The following is a 12,847-nucleotide window of genomic DNA, read 5'->3' as shown; positions in this document are numbered from 1 at the left end:
AGGATCGCCGCTTCCTCCAGGCCCAGGTAGGGCTGAAACCATCCCGGCATCACGTCGGTGAAACCCTGCCACCAACCGGGCTCGTTGGCCTGACGGGCGAGTTCGAGCAACGGCGAGCGGTCCCTCTCGTCCGTGACGCCATACAGTGTCAGCAAGTCGGCCACATCGCGTTCCTTGAAACTGACCCGACCCAACTCCAACCGACTGATCTTCGACTCGGAGGCCCGGATGCTGTAGCCAGCATCCACCCGGCTAATGCCTTTCGCTTCCCGGATTCTCCGTAGCTGTGTGCCCAGTACAACGCGGCGCACTATCGGCCCGCCCGCCCGTTGCAGCGTCATTCCCCCGCCCTCATCCGGCCGCCCTCATGCGGCCACGTTCCCTTCAGCGTACCGGATGATGATGGAAGTCATGTAGCCGGGTTCACCCACAGCGCCGGGACAACCGAGCTGGCGGCCCTCGCTCCGGGACTGTTTCCCGGCCATGACACCGGGGACGGCATCAGGGTGCGTCCGGTAACGCCTCGTGCCCGGGGCTACGATTCGCTCAGATTAAGGACGCCGGCATGTCGCCGACGGCCCGGCTCCGTGGCAGGAAGGGAGAGACGGTGCCCCTTGCGCCGGGGATCGCATTGGCGTTCGACGACGTGGGAAAGACCTTCTCCGACGGCACCGACGCGTTGCGGGGAGTGTCACTTACGGTCGCCGACGGCGAGTTCGTGACGGTGGTCGGGCCTTCGGGCTCGGGGAAGTCCACACTATTGCGGATCGCGTCGGGGTTGACCGAGCCCTCCAGCGGGACGGTTGCCGTCGGGCCCAAGGCCCCCGGCTACGTTTTTCAAGATCCCACGCTACTGCCGTGGCGCACCGTCGAGGGCAATGTCGGCCTGTTCGCCCAACTCGACCGCGTGCCGAAGAAGCGGCGGCGCGAACTCGTGGCCGCGGCCATCTCCCTCACCGAGCTCGAGGGGTTCGAGCGCCACCGGCCCACGGCGCTGTCCGGCGGCATGCGGATGCGGGTCTCGCTCGCCCGGGCGCTCACGGTGCGGCCGTCGCTGTTCCTTTTCGACGAGCCGTTCGGCGCGGTCGACGAGATCACGCGGCAGCGGCTCGGCGAGGAGGTGCAGCGGCTCCACGCCCGCGAGCGGTTCGCGGGCGTGTTCGTCACCCACTCGGTCGTGGAGGCGGTCTGGCTCGCCAGCCGGGTCGTCGTCCTGTCAGCCCGACCGGGGCGCGTCCTCGCGCAGGTCGACGTCCCGTTCGCCTACCCGCGGCCCGCCGACCTGCGCTTCGACGCCGCCTTCGGCGACGTCGCCCGGACCGTCTCGGCGGCGCTGCAGGAGTCGTTCACATGACGGCGACGGCCCGGGCACCGCTCGCGGCCCCGGCGGCCGAGAGCCCCCGCCAGCATGGCCGCCTGCGCCGCACGGCCCGCGGGGCCGGGCCGCCGCTGGCCGTGCTGGCCGCCGTCGTCGGCGTCTGGTACGCGGTGACCTATCTCGCGCTGGCCCCCCGCCGCCGCTTCCTGCTGCCGCCGCCGCACGAGGTCGTCACCGACGGCTTCGGGGACTGGACCACCTTCCACGAGACTCTGCGGGGACTGGGCGCGACGGCGAAGGTCGCGCTGGTGGGGCTCGCCATCGCCGCCGCCCTTGGGATGATCTTTGCCGTGCTGATGAGCCAGGCGGGCTGGGTCGAGCGGTCGTTCTACCCGTGGGCGGTGGCGCTCCAGACGATCCCGATCCTCGCGATCGTGCCGCTGATCGGGTTCTGGCTGGGGTACGGATTCTGGTCCCGTACCGTCGTGTGCGTCCTGGTCGCCTTGTTCCCCATCATCACCAACACCCTGTTCGGGCTCCAGTCGACCGACGCCCAGCAGCATGACCTGTTCACGCTGCGCCAGGCTGGCCGGTGGGCAAGGCTCGTCCATCTCGAGTTTCCCAGCGCCCTGCCCGCGGTGTTCACGGGGCTGCGTATCTCCGCCGGGCTGTCGGTCATCGGCGCGATCGTCGGTGACTTCTTCTTCCGGCAGGGGCAGCCGGGCATCGGCAGCCTCATCGACGACTACACCCAGCGCCTCCAGTCCGCACCGCTGTTTGCCGCGATCATGGTGTCCTCCCTGTTCGGCCTAGCGCTGTTCTGGCTGTTCGGGCTGGCCGCCCGCATCGCCGTCGGCGCCTGGGACACCCCCCGCCGCCGATCCTGACCCCAGCGGCGTCACGCTCGCCTCGGGCCAGCGCGTCGAGGCGGACTATCTGGTGCTGGCCACCGGCTCCGACTACCCGTGCCCGGCGAAGGCCGGTCGCGACCACCGTCAGCAAGGCCCTGGACGACCTTCGTCGGACCCGTCAGGAGGTCGTCAGGTCCGAGCGGGTGCTGATCCTCGGCGCCGGGCCGTCCGGTGCCCGGGTCGCGGGAAGTGCGGCGAGCAGGGTCCGCGTGTAGGCGTGGGCCGGCCGGGCGAAGACCTGGCGGACCTCGCCGGTCTCGACGAGCCGGCCGGCCCGCATCACCGCGACCCGGTCGCTGACCTGGCTCACCACCGCGAGGTCGTGGGAGATGAACAGCATCGCGAGGCCCTCCTGCTCCTGTATCTCCGTGAGCAGGTCGCCTGTCAGGCCATAGGACTTCTCGGCGTCCCGCTGGCCGAGCGCGGCCTTCACCCGGGCCAGACCCCAGTTGTAGGCGAACCGGGCCGCCCCGGCGTGCCGGCGCAGGCCGGCGAGCTGGACCTGGTTCGGGTCGAGCGCGAACCGGTACGCCTGAAGAGCCTTCACTCGCCGGCCTCAGTGGCCGCGGCGACTGCGCGGGCGGCCCGGTTCGCCGCGGCCCGGCGGCCGTACAGCCGGGCGCACATCGAGGTCAGGATCTCGGTGATGTCACCGACCAGGTCATCGTCGACCTCAGCCGGGTCGACCACCAGCAGGCGCCGCCCCTGCGCGGACAGCGCGGCCTCGACGTACTCGGCACCGAACCGGGCGAACCGGTCCCGATGCTCGACGACGATCGTCGTCACGGCCGGGTCACGTAGCAGGCCGAGGAACTTCCGCCGATGACCGTTGAGCGCCGACCCGACTTCGGTCACGACCCTGCCGACAGCCAGGTTCCGGCTGGCTGCCCAGGTGACGATCCTGGCGACCTGCCGGTCAAGGTCCGGCTTCTGATCGGCCGACGAGACGCGGGCGTATACGGCCACCGCCTCTACCGGGACCTGCTGCGCGGGCGGGTCGATGAGGATCAGCCCACCGACCTTCCGCGCGGAGACCGGGAGCTTGCCGTCCAGGAACCACTGGCGGGCGGTGGAATACCCGACCTCGTTCGCGGCGGCCCACTCCTTGAGGTTCACACCGCCACCATACAGCTCTATCCGGCGCTATCCGGCGCTATCCGGCGCTAGACCGGCAGCAGTTTTCACCCTCTGCTCCGGGAGCCGGACGGGCTCGGTGATCCGGCTGGTCCCGGTGTCGCGCTCGAGCAGCCCGCCACCGTGATCAGCAATGCGGGCAGCACGAGGCCGAGCAGGGTCCGAGAAGCGGCGAAGCGCACGGAGCGACCCTCTCTGGAGTGAGTTGATGAGGTGGATGGTTTTATACACCAAACTAGTGGGGTATGAACACCCAGGTCACCGCAACGGCGGAGGACAGGTCTGGGGAGGAGCCCGGCCATCGGGGGCGCGGTCCTGTTCTTCACGTCTCCGGCGGCCGGCGGGTTAGGCTGACCCGGTGAGTTCCGCCGTGATGCCTTCGTCCCGCGCGTCCGGTCAGGCACCGCTGGAGAGGCTGGGGGCCGGTGCCGCCGCGCTGGTGCGGTGGAGCGAAAGCCGGCGTATCCGGGCGGAGATCGCCCGGCGCTCGGACTGCCGCCTGCCGCCGAGCGAGCTGCGGCTGCTGGAGTTCTTCGACCTGGCGGAGCCGCTGCGGATCTCCGACATCGCCGAGTGCATGCAGATCGACATCTCCACCACCTCGCTCCAGCTACGCCAGCTCCGGGAGAACCGTCTCGTCGAGGCGATCTCCGTCGAGGGAGACCGCCGCACGACGCTGATCGCCATCACCCCCGCGGGCCGCACGGCGGTCGAGAAGGTACGCGCCGCACGGCTCGAGCTCCTACGGGACGTGTTCGCCGACGTCCCCGGCGACAAGCTCGACCAGGCCGCCGACGTCCTGCTGCTCATCCATGAGCACATGCTCACCGGGATGCGGGAGAAGCTCGGGGCCCGCCCGGGCCCGGGCGGTGGCTCCCAGGCCGACCCGGCCGGCTGAGCGGTTCCCCACGCGGCTCCCCGCCCCCGGCACGACCCGCGCCGAAGATGTTTTGATCGAACAAAGCATTTGGCTGACGCCGAGGGAAGCCGGGGCGTGCCCCGGTCTCCGGGGGCGGCGGAATGGCCGTCGCCGCGATGGGGGACGCGGTCACGGGCAGATGGGCTGGCACGTTCGGGGACGGACCGGCGGGCGACGGGTATCTCGACCGTCGTGTGGAGCGCCCAGGCGAGGATCAGCGACGCTAGGTAGCACGCGGCAATCACGGCCGCGCCCGCCGGGACCGGCCAGGAGTTCTCCCTGAGGTCGGGATTACCGGGCGCCAGACCAGGGCCCGGCGCCACACCGGGGGCGTTCCCGCCTACCAGGTGGGCCCGTCGGCGATCCGCCCGTCCACGTCGGACCCGTAGCGCCGCAACCGCTTGTCCCCTGTCTCGGCGAGCAGGTCGGCCAGCTGGCGCGTGGCGTACTCGTCGCCGGCGTCGGCGCGCTGGCGTAGGACGTCGATCGCGCCCGGCCGGTCCCCTGCCTCGGCGAGCAGGTCGGCCAGCCGTCTCGCGGCGTCCCCGTCACCGGCGTCCGCGCGCTGGCGCAGGCCGTCACGGTCCCCCGCCTCGAAAAGCAGGTCGGCCAGCCGGCTCGCGGTGACCCTGTCGCCGGCGTCGGCTTGCTGGCGTAGGAGGGGGACGGCGAGTGTGTAGACCTGGTAGTTCAGGGCGGTGTTGGCGAGGCGGGCCAGGTCGTCGGGGTGGGTGGGGTGGTCGCGTAGCGCGGTCCACAGGCTGGCGGGGGGCCGTTCGCCGCGGCGGGTGTGGGTGGCGTGTTGGAGGAGGTAGTCGGCGACGGTGTAGCCGGCGATCCGGCCCATGCCCATGCCGTTGCTGGTGGAAGCGAGGGCGGCGGTGGCGCCGTGAAGTTCCTCGGTGGCGTAGGCGAGGGCGTGTTCGAACCAGTTGGCGGGGGCGGTGGCTTGCTGGTGGGGAGTGCAGTAGTCGGGGGCGGCGTCGCGGAGCAGGCCGGCGGTCAGGGGTGCGCGGGCGCCGAGGCGGGCGGCGTCGAGCGCGGCGGTGAGGACCCCGCCCAGGCGTAGGGATGGTCGGTGTGAGCGCTGGTCCAGCGGCGCAGGAGTTCGGGGGCGGCGGCCAACGTCTGGGTGAGCCCGTAGCCGCTGTTATCGAGCCCGGCCTGGATCCGCCGGTCCTGTATGGCGGCGTGGCGGGCGCGGGCCTGTTCGGCTGGGCTGAACCGGTCGTCGACGTCGACGACGGCCGCCAGGCGCAGGACGTCGCGTTCCCAGCGGTAGGGGTCGGGTTCGCCGGGTTTCGGCAGCGCGGTGAAGCGGCGGTAGTACTCCGGCCAGAGCGTGCCCACGACCACCACCGGGCCGACGGCGTCGAGCAGGGCGCGCAGAACACCGGCGGTCAGGCCGTGTTCACCGCCCAGATAGTTCTGGAGTTCGTCGAGCCAGAGCACGGTCCGGGCGGGGGGTGTGCCGGTGAGGGCGGTGATCTGCGCGGCGCTGGCGGGGTGGATCAGCCGCCAGTCGCCCAGTTCGGCTTTGACCGCTTCCACCGCGCAGCGGGTCTTGCCGACCGAGGATCCCCCGACCAGCAGCACGAACCCACCCCACCCGGCCGCAGCCCGTAGCCGGTCCCGGACCCCGTTGCGCGCCTGGTCGATGTCACGTTCCACGTAGACCGGCGGGGNGGTGTCCTCAAGGTCGGGCAGTTGGATCGCCCGGTGTACCCCGAGGCGGTACGGATCGGCGTCGGCGACCCGCAGCCGGCCCGGGAACACCGGCTCCGGGCCCACCCCTGCCCGGCGGGCCGGCCCCCGCCGGGAAACGACGGTTCAACTGTCGGCTTTCCCCGCTCCCCGCGGGCCGCGGCGACCAGCCGGGTGGCCGCGGTATCCGGGTCGAGGTCGAACAGATCGACGCTGACGAGCTGGGCGAGCAGGCCCGGCCGGGGGCAGTCCTCGATCCGGAACACCAGCAACCGGCGATCCTCACCGGACGGATCCTGCTGCCAGGCGGCCTGCCACTCCGCCTCCGCATACGCCGAGGACAGATACGCCGCCGAGAGCACCGCGACGGTCCGCGCCGCGTGCTGCGCGGCCCGGTGCATCTCGGTGACGAAATGCGCCCCCGCCCCGAAGTCCCACGCCTGGATCCGGGTGGTGTAGCCGGCGGCTTCCAACTGCCAGGCCACCCACACCGCCCACGGCTCATCCACCCCGGTGTACGAGACGAAAAAGTTCACCGAACTCGGCAGACCCGCTGCTGCGCCGGCCCCTGCCGGATCCCCCATGCCCATAGCCGACAGCCTGCCAGGCATCACCACGAACCGTCACAACCCCGCCGCGCAGCGGACAAGCGTCGGCGTGGATGGCGTCCAGGTCGTCGACGTCGGTCATGAGCTCCACGTGCAGCCCGTCGAGGAGGGGAGGACGGGGTACCGCATCAGCATCACGCGTCCCGGGTAGCCTGCCCTCACGGACTATCGCGTGATGACCGTGACACGGCTGCGATCCCGCCGGGCGGGGACACCCCGGCCCGCTCTCGCCGGCGCCGGGACCGGCCGGTGGTGATCCGGACCGACACCGGCGACCACCCCCTGTCCCTGCAGCTCTCCGCCGCGGTCCGCGCCGTCACCGGCGCCGGCGGCGAGGGGCCCGTCCTGACCCCGACCGAGACGGGGCGCGTAGCGGTCAGCCTCGGCGGGGTCGCTCTGGGCCACGTGAGCCTCAGCCCTGGCCCTCGCGGCGGCCGGGGCTGGCAGGCCGCAGCATTGGCGGCGGCGGTGCTGTCCAGGTCTGGCGGACCGGCCGGAGGCAGGACACCCACCCCACTCGCCAGTCCGCGGCAGCCGCGCTGCTCCACCAGTTGGCCTACTGGCCGACCGCGCTCGACGCGCCTCCCTGCACGCCTGAACGGCGTCTCGAGGGCGAGGAACGCTGCTGCCAAGTAGCGAAACCTCCCGCGTCAGTCCTCTCGTACGAGCGTTCATCCGGTCATTGCGGCTTGGACACGAGCAGAATGAAGAAAAGGGGATCGCTCGGTCAGGGGCGTGCCGTGCCGCAGCCGCGCGCAGAATCGGCCATCCGCATCACAGGGGAGAAAGGATCGGGGTTGTGAGCTCCCAGTCCCAGGAGGGGTTCGGTCCGGTGCAGCTCGCCCGCTGGCTTGGGATGAAGGAGTGGCAGCTGCGTCGCGCCCAGAACCTGGGTCTGATACCGCCGCCCGACCTCCACGCTCATCGCTGGTCACACGCACTGGCCCGGACGCTGCCCGACCGGGTCGAGCAGATCCTCGCCGAGGTCGGCGAACGCCCCGAGCCGACGGCCGACGGTAAGACCTCCAGGCCACGCAGCCGGGAAGGGTTCGGCCCAGTGCAGCTCGCCCGCTCGCTCGGGATCCAGGAATGGCAGCTGCGTCACGCACAGTTCCGGGGGCTGGTACCACCTCCCGACATCGAGGGCCGCCGCTGGTCGGACGCCCTCGCTGAGACGCTGCCCGACCGGGTCGAGCAGATCCTCGCCGAGGTCGGCGACCATCCGGGTATCGGCTCGGAGAAGTCCGCCCAGTACCTGGCCGAGCGCACCGCCCTGGACGTCCAACGTGCGGACGTCCAGGCATTGCACGAACGCGGGATCCTTCGCCCGACGGGCGAGTTCCGCGGCTGGCCCCTCTACGCGGTCAAAGAGCTGGACGCGCTCGCTCCCGATCAGCTCCTTGCAGTCGTCGCCGACCGCCAACGTTGGCTCGCGGCAAGCTTGACCAATGCCGAGGCCGCCGAGCTGCTCGGCTGGTCCGTCGGTCGTTTCGAGGTGACCGCCGAACGCGGCGGCCTGGCCCCCGGCCGATTCGGCCGCTACGCCCGCGCCGATGTCGAAGGTCTGCGTCACGACCGCTGAGATTTGGTGAGCACCGCGGGCCCGTGACCGGCCCGCGGGCGGGTCTCAGCCAGGCCCGATCCGGACGCGCCGGCGGGCCCGGTGCAGGGCTTGGCGCACGGCCTCCCCCTCCAGGGCGACCCCCCTTCCTTCAGCCCCTCCAAAAGGCTCCACAAGGCCCTCCGTCTTTATTCGGAGGGGGCTGACAGTACGGTCGGCGCGTGTTGAGCAGGATGTCGACGTTGCCGACCGCGTCGGTCAACGCCTGCCGGCGGCGTGAAGCTGCGCAGAACGACGAGTACCTGCCCATGGCCTCCGGGGCACATGTCGCTCTCTGTAGCCGCCCACCGAGGCTTCAAGATTAGTTGCTGTCGCAACGGCATCACATCGACCACTTGTCGATCTTCGCGACGACCGGGACGCCACAAAAGGCCTGGTCAGAGGGGGTGGACCATGTGTACCAGTATCCGAACCGCTTGATCTTGGTTGCTGGCCCTGAAATCACTGTCCGACCGGTCGTTACCCGAGCCCCAGCCAGGGACGAAGCCCAGTGACCGCGCCGACCGGAACATCATCTACCGGATCGAACAAGCGTTCCGAACACCTGATGGTTCCGGACACCTCGGCCCGTCTGGTGACCGTGACCGTCGCCGTCGTGGTCGCGTTGACGTTCCTATTCGGTTTGGCCTCGGGGAAGGTGCTTGCGCTCGGGCACAACTCACTGAGGAGGGGCTGGCGGCGAGTACGTCCACACCCAGGGCAACGTGCCCGCAGCCAGTGCGGCTGGTCGAGTTGGCTGGCGATGAGTGGGAACTCGGCTTTGAGTAGCGTCAGCAGTTGCTCCTGGAGTTCCCGCAGCGCGGCCGTGGCGATTCGCCACACGATGGACCAGTCGACCTCAAAGTACGTGTGAACGGCGATGTTGCGGAATCCGGTGACGGACCGCCACGGCACGTCCGGCCACCGTCCGCGGATCTCGGGCGAGACTCGTCCGGCCGCCTCGCCGATCACCAGGAGTTTCTGGAGGACAGCACTCTGGATCAGATCGCTTTCCAGGAACGCGGCCTCGTCGACCTCCTGGACGAACGCCGTCGCGGCGACCGCGGCTTCGATCATGTCGACGAGGTAGAGCTCATCACGCCGCATAGAGGACCCGAGCCTCCGCGAGCACTCGATCGCGGATGACCCACTTCAGCCGGGATTTGGGTACCAGGTCGACGCGACGACCGACGATCTTTTCGAGATCGTCCCGGAGGTCGACGATCTCGAAGCCAAGCGCCGAGTCGGGCGCCAGCACGTACAGCAGGTCGACGTCCGACTCGTCGGTGTCGTCGCCGCGAGCCACCGAGCCGAAGACGGACAACTCGGCGACGCCGTAGCGCCGGCACACCTCGGCGATCCGACTGTCACGAAGGTCGACGGTCACCTCGCCATTATCGCCTCCAGACAGCCACGACCGCACGACCCAGGCACCGCCTCACGCGCGATGCCCGCCGGCGTCCTGCGTGCCGCGCGAACCACCCAGCCGCGACCCGAAGCGCCGTAGAGCAGTCCGACGCACGAGGTGCGTCTGGTCATGCGTCCCAGTCGTCGGCGCCGCTGAGTTGCTCGATCTACTCCGCGGGCAGCTTGCCGCGGGATTCACGCCCGGAGTCCAAGCGCGGGGGCATAGTCGCGGCGGCGGTGCGGTTGGGTGAGGATCTCGACGCTGTCGATGGCCTGGTCGATCGCGCCGGGGAGATGGCCGAGCGGGCCGTCGGGTCGGTGTCCGAGCCCGGTGGGGAGGGCTCGCAGCTGCGGATCGCTGATCACATCGGTCAGCGCACGAGTGAGGCGTTGCGCGCCGAGTACCTGGATGTCCCGGGTATGAAAGCGGCGCGGGGTCTACGGGCTCGGCCAGGCCAAGCTGGTCCGTGGCGGCGGCAAGATGGCTGGCCGTGGCGCACAGCGCTGCTTCGCGTTCCCGCCACCGCGTCGCGCTGAGCGCGTGGCGCAAGTGCCGACCGACCTGGTCCGCGAGGGCCGACTGGGCGAACACGGTCATCAGCCACTTGCTGTACGGGGCCCAGCGACGTTCGAGGAGAAAGCCGATCCGGACGAGGTCGCGGGCCACGCGCGCGGCGAGCATGCGCGAGCCGAGGTCGCCGCCGCGGCCGCCGGTGCGGCCGACGAACGGTTCTTCCTGGCTGACCCGCAGCCAGCCGGCCGCCAGGACATAGCGCCAGACGTCGTCGGGGTACCAGGTCAGTGCCCGAAGCCGCGCGGTGAGCAGATCGAGCGGGTCGTGCAGGACCACGCCGCCCGTGAGGCTGGCCATGATCTGGGTCGGGGCCAGCAGCCAGTCCGCCAGATCCATCCCGCAGGCGGGGTCGACACCGAGCCGGTCGAGGAAGAACGCCTGCGCGGTGGTCACCTCCACCTGGTGGTGTGGTCGGCCGTCGTGTCGGTCGCTGTCGGGGTAGACGACCGGGAAATCGTCGAATCGAGCTGGCAGCCTCTCCAGGGCGACGTCGATCGGCGTGGTATCGAGATCCGGGGGGACGAACAATTGCAGGCGGGGGCCGAAATCGTGGTCCGTGGAGATTCCGTGCCAGGTCACGCCGTTCGGCGGCAAGGACGTCGATGACCTGCCCGACCTGGTCGATCGCCCGGTACAGGTAGGTCCACCGGCCGGCGACCTTGACGTAGGTTTCGTCGACGAACCACCTGTCTCCAGGGCTGGGTCGGCACGGCCGGGCAGCCTCGACGAGCAGCGGAGTGAACCGCTGGACCCAGCGGTAGATCGTGGCGTGATCGACGGTGATGCCGCGTTCCGCGAGCAGCTCCTCGACGTCGCGGTAGGACAGGCTGTACCGCAGGTACCAGCGGACGACCAAGACGATCACCTCGGGTGGGAACCGGAACCCGACGAACTCCGAAACCGGTTAGTGAGCGAAAGCCTCGGTACCGAGCACTCGGAGTAGGTCGAGGCGGCTGGCGTCCTGGCTGTCCGGCTCGGCGGAGTAGACGATGATTCGAAGAGCGCTGCCGGGGGTTTGCAGAACATCGCTGTCGAGCGTGAGGTGACCGACGTGAGGATGCTCGATGCGTTTGCGAGCGGTTCGATGTCGGACGGGGCGACCGGCGATCCACCTACTCACGAAGTCGGTGCAGTGGAGTCCACGGACGTGGTGTACGGGGTGTGATCGTCTAGCGACTCACCGGAGTGGCGGTCCGTGACGTGAAGCGACCACCGCGTGATCCTCATTCGAGAACAGGCAAGAACTCGAGGAGGAGAAACGCGATGGCCGTGCGTCCGACTGTGACCGACGTCGAAGGGTTCGGCAAGGAGCTGGTGGCGGCGAGTCCGGATCTGTTGGGCTCGATGGTGAAGGCGTTCGCGGAGGCGTTGATGAGCGCCGAGGCCGACGGGGTCTGTGGCGCCGAGTACGGGGAGATATCACCGGATCGGACGAATCGTCGGAATGGCTACCGGATGCGGGAGTGGGACACCCGGGCGGGAACGATTGATCTGGCGATTCCGAAGCTGCGGTCCGGTTCGTATTTCCCGGAATGGTTGTTGACGCGCCGCCGGCGGGCGGAACAGGCGTTGATCTCGGTGGTGGCCACCTCGTATCTTCTCGGTGTTTCCACCCGGCGGGTCGACAAGCTCGTGGAACAGCTCGGGGTCGCGCATATTTCGAAGTCGCAGGTGTCGGAGTTGGCGAAGCATCTCGACGGGCAGGTCGAGGCGTTCCGCTCGAGGCCGCTGGATGCCGGCCCGTACCGGTTCGTGCAGGCCGATGCGCTGACGATGAAGGTCCGCGAAGACGGCCGGGTTGTGAACGTCCACTGCCTGCTCGCCGTCGGGGTCAACGGCGATGGTCACCGGGAGATCCTCGGCCTCGACGTCGTGAGCAGCGAGGACGGGGCAGGGTGGTTGGCGTTCTTCCGTGGCCTGGTCGCCCGCGGCCTGTCCGGGGTCCGCCTGGTGACCTCGGATGCCCACCGGGGCCTGGTCGCGGCGATCGGGTCGACGCTGACGGGTGCTTCCTGGCAGCGGTGCCGGACGCATTACCTGCGTGACTTGTTGACGTTCACACCGAAGTCGTCGCAGCCGTGGGTGGCAACATTGGTCCGGACTATCTTCGAGCAGGCGGACGCAAAAGAGGTGACGGTGCAGTTCGACCGGGTCGTCGACGCCTTGGCCGAGAAACTGCCCCGCGCCGCGGAACACCTGTCCGAGGCGAAAGCGGACCTGCTCGGGTTCACCGCCTACCCGCGGGAGATCTGGCGGCAGATCTGGTCGTCGAACCCGCAGGAACGACTGAACAAGGAGATCCGTCGGCGGACCGATGTTGTGGGTATCTTCCCGGACCGCGGTGCCATCGTACGTCTCGTCGGCGCCGTACTCGCCGAGCAACACGACGAGTGGATCGAAACCCACCGCTATTTCGGCCTGGAAATCCTCGGCAAAGTCGACGCGGGGAACACGCCGGCCGACACACCCGAGATCAGCGTGACACCCGAAGCGCTCACCGCCTAAACTGAAACTAGGATCACGCGGAGTTACCTTCCGTACACCACGCCGCTGGACGTGACCGAACGAGGTCGGCCTCGACCACTATCAGGTCCGGCTTTACCATGCCTGGTATCGGCATATCACGCTGGCGATGCTCACCCACGCCTGGCTCGCCGTCACCGCGAGGAAAC

Annotated in this window: 15 protein-coding genes and 3 pseudogenes; 6 read left to right on the top strand and 12 right to left on the bottom strand. The window is 69.7% G+C overall.

Translation table 11 applies throughout. The features are described from left to right. On the bottom strand, positions 1-341 hold a 341-nt coding region (locus tag FF36_RS30335; protein ID WP_044888644.1), incomplete at its 3' end, for a helix-turn-helix domain-containing protein. A 266-nt stretch (positions 342-607) separates the two neighbouring features. On the opposite strand from FF36_RS30335, the gene FF36_RS30330 reads away from it, so the two are divergent. After that, a complete protein-coding gene (locus FF36_RS30330) occupies positions 608-1,354 on the top strand; it encodes an ABC transporter ATP-binding protein (protein ID WP_044888640.1) in 747 nt (248 codons plus the stop codon). Then, positions 1,351-2,205 carry an ABC transporter permease gene (locus FF36_RS30325; protein WP_110431539.1) on the top strand — a complete coding sequence of 285 codons (855 nt, stop codon included), beginning with the start codon at positions 1,351-1,353 and terminating at the stop codon, positions 2,203-2,205. Before FF36_RS30330 ends, FF36_RS30325 begins: the two co-directional genes overlap by 4 nt. 142 nt (positions 2,206-2,347) lie before the next feature. Here the strand turns inward: FF36_RS30325 and FF36_RS40500 are convergent, their stop codons facing one another. The 3 genes and pseudogenes from FF36_RS40500 to FF36_RS30315 form a co-directional block, all read right to left on the bottom strand. Next, entirely contained in the window at positions 2,348-2,509 is a 162-nt protein-coding gene (locus tag FF36_RS40500; RefSeq protein WP_313949812.1) for an ABC transporter ATP-binding protein, read from the bottom strand. 81 nt (positions 2,510-2,590) lie between these two features. Next, positions 2,591-2,776: pseudogene (locus FF36_RS33720) on the bottom strand (helix-turn-helix domain-containing protein); the annotation flags it as partial. After that, on the bottom strand, positions 2,773-3,345 hold the full coding sequence (locus FF36_RS30315) for an IS607 family transposase (RefSeq protein WP_044888638.1): 573 nt from the start codon (positions 3,343-3,345) through the stop codon (positions 2,773-2,775). The pseudogene FF36_RS33720 and the gene FF36_RS30315, both read right to left, overlap by 4 nt. A 376-nt stretch (positions 3,346-3,721) precedes the next feature. Between FF36_RS30315 and FF36_RS30310 the strand changes: the two genes are divergently transcribed. After that, positions 3,722-4,261: a MarR family winged helix-turn-helix transcriptional regulator gene (locus FF36_RS30310; protein ID WP_082122371.1), complete on the top strand. Its 540-nt coding sequence runs from the start codon at positions 3,722-3,724 to the stop codon at positions 4,259-4,261. A gap of 361 nt (positions 4,262-4,622) precedes the next feature. On the opposite strand, the gene FF36_RS31935 is transcribed toward FF36_RS30310, so the two are convergent. Together FF36_RS31935 and FF36_RS33715 are read right to left on the bottom strand one after the other, a co-directional pair. After that, positions 4,623-5,135, bottom strand: a complete 513-nt coding sequence (locus FF36_RS31935; protein ID WP_206778497.1) for a hypothetical protein — start codon at positions 5,133-5,135, stop codon at positions 4,623-4,625. An 833-nt stretch (positions 5,136-5,968) separates the two neighbouring features. Next, positions 5,969-6,570: toll/interleukin-1 receptor domain-containing protein (locus FF36_RS33715; RefSeq protein WP_131669504.1), on the bottom strand; the 602-nt coding region annotated here is incomplete at its 3' end. On the opposite strand from FF36_RS33715, the gene FF36_RS35745 reads away from it, so the two are divergent. After that, positions 6,569-6,745: a hypothetical protein gene (locus FF36_RS35745; protein WP_157871753.1), complete on the top strand. Its 177-nt coding sequence runs from the start codon at positions 6,569-6,571 to the stop codon at positions 6,743-6,745. The two genes, FF36_RS33715 and FF36_RS35745, sit on opposite strands and share 2 nt — an antisense overlap. A gap of 648 nt (positions 6,746-7,393) precedes the next feature. After that, on the top strand, positions 7,394-8,176 hold the full coding sequence (locus FF36_RS30295; RefSeq protein WP_199865560.1) for a hypothetical protein: 783 nt from the start codon (positions 7,394-7,396) through the stop codon (positions 8,174-8,176). Positions 8,177-8,674: 498 nt separating this feature from the next. Here FF36_RS30295 and FF36_RS39650 read toward each other — a convergent pair whose 3' ends face one another. From FF36_RS39650 to FF36_RS33700, 6 genes and pseudogenes are all read right to left on the bottom strand, one after another. Then, complete coding sequence (locus tag FF36_RS39650) at positions 8,675-9,301, bottom strand: HepT-like ribonuclease domain-containing protein (RefSeq protein WP_242422995.1); 627 nt, start codon at positions 9,299-9,301, stop codon at positions 8,675-8,677. Continuing rightward, positions 9,291-9,581 (bottom strand): nucleotidyltransferase family protein, encoded by a 291-nt coding sequence (locus FF36_RS30285; protein ID WP_044888635.1) that lies wholly within the window; start codon positions 9,579-9,581, stop codon positions 9,291-9,293. Before FF36_RS30285 ends, FF36_RS39650 begins: the two co-directional genes overlap by 11 nt. Positions 9,582-9,796: 215 nt before the next feature. After that, positions 9,797-9,967 carry a hypothetical protein gene (locus tag FF36_RS39645; RefSeq protein WP_236705998.1) on the bottom strand — a complete coding sequence of 57 codons (171 nt, stop codon included), beginning with the start codon at positions 9,965-9,967 and terminating at the stop codon, positions 9,797-9,799. Positions 9,968-10,259: 292 nt separating this feature from the next. Continuing rightward, positions 10,260-10,472, bottom strand: a pseudogene (locus FF36_RS39640) (DUF4037 domain-containing protein); the annotation flags it as partial. A 277-nt stretch (positions 10,473-10,749) separates the two neighbouring features. Further along, positions 10,750-11,040: pseudogene (locus FF36_RS33705) on the bottom strand (IS6 family transposase); the annotation flags it as partial. A 39-nt stretch (positions 11,041-11,079) separates the two neighbouring features. After that, a complete protein-coding gene (locus FF36_RS33700) occupies positions 11,080-11,295 on the bottom strand; it encodes an MmyB family transcriptional regulator (RefSeq protein WP_242418792.1) in 216 nt (71 codons plus the stop codon). A 143-nt stretch (positions 11,296-11,438) separates the two neighbouring features. Here FF36_RS33700 and FF36_RS30270 point away from each other — a divergent pair, with 143 nt between their 5' ends. Next, positions 11,439-12,680, top strand: coding sequence for an IS256 family transposase (locus FF36_RS30270; protein ID WP_044888633.1), 1,242 nt, complete (start codon positions 11,439-11,441; stop codon positions 12,678-12,680). The last annotated feature ends 167 nt before the right edge of the window (positions 12,681-12,847 follow it).

This window comes from Frankia torreyi, assembly GCF_000948395.1.
Taxonomy (GTDB): Bacteria; Actinomycetota; Actinomycetes; order Frankiales; family Frankiaceae; genus Frankia; species Frankia torreyi.
Note: the sequence above shows the minus strand (reverse complement) of the source record. Positions and strands in the feature narration are given on the sequence as shown.